At 60.3% G+C, this 1,210-nt stretch carries 1 protein-coding gene; it reads left to right on the top strand.

All coding sequences use genetic code 11. The features are described from left to right. On the top strand, nucleotides 1–1,176 hold a 1,176-nt coding region (gene tuf, locus ACR0J8_RS24220; RefSeq protein WP_170805981.1), incomplete at its 5' end, for an elongation factor Tu. Nucleotides 1,177–1,210: the final 34 nt, after the last annotated feature.

Raw genomic sequence — 1,210 nt, 5'->3', positions numbered from 1 at the left:
ATGGCAAAGGAAAAGTTTGAGCGTACAAAACCGCACGTCAACATCGGCACGATTGGGCACGTTGACCACGGCAAGACGACGCTGACGGCGGCAATCACCAAGTATTTCGGTGACTTCAAAGCGTATGACCAGATTGACGGTGCGCCGGAAGAGAAAGCGCGCGGCATCACCATCTCGACCGCCCACGTGGAATACGAGACCGATGCGCGTCACTATGCGCACGTTGACTGCCCCGGCCACGCCGACTACGTCAAGAACATGATCACCGGTGCTGCCCAGATGGACGGCGCGATCCTGGTTGTGAACGCAGCTGACGGCCCGATGCCGCAGACCCGCGAGCACATCCTGCTGGGCCGCCAGGTTGGCATCCCGAAGATGGTCGTGTTCATGAACAAGGTTGACCAGGTCGACGACGAAGAGCTGCTGGAACTGGTTGAGATGGAAGTTCGCGAACTGCTGTCCAGCTACGACTACCCCGGCGACGACATTCCGATCATCGCAGGTTCGGCTCTGGCGGCGATGGAAGGCAACAACCCGGAAATCGGCGAAGCGAAGATCCGCGAACTGATGGCGGCTGTTGACGACTACATCGACACCCCCGAGCGCGCTGTTGACCAGCCGTTCCTGATGCCGATCGAAGACGTGTTCTCGATCTCGGGCCGTGGTACCGTTGTGACCGGTCGTGTTGAGCGTGGCGTGATCAACGTTGGCGACGAGATCGAAATCGTTGGTATCCGCGACACCGCGAAAACCACCTGCACCGGTGTGGAAATGTTCCGCAAGCTGCTGGACCGTGGTGAAGCCGGCGACAACATCGGCGCCCTGCTGCGCGGTGTTGACCGTGACGGTGTTGAGCGTGGCCAGGTTCTGTGTAAGCCGGGTTCGGTGACACCGCACACCAAGTTCGAAGCCGAAGCCTACATCCTGACCAAGGAAGAAGGCGGTCGTCACACCCCGTTCTTCGCGAACTACCGTCCGCAGTTCTACTTCCGTACGACTGACGTGACCGGCACCGTGACCCTGGCCGAAGGCACCGAGATGGTCATGCCCGGCGACAACGTGTCGTTCGGCGTTGAGCTGATCGCGCCCATCGCGATGGAGAACGGTCTGCGTTTCGCCATCCGCGAAGGCGGCCGCACCGTCGGCGCCGGCGTTGTGTCGAAGATCATCGAGTAATTCGCATCTGCAAAAAGCTACGGAAAGGGCGTCC

This window comes from Ruegeria sp. N11 (assembly GCF_056531525.1).
The sequence above is the reverse complement of the archived record's forward strand: the minus strand, read 5'-3'. Positions and strand labels throughout refer to the sequence as shown.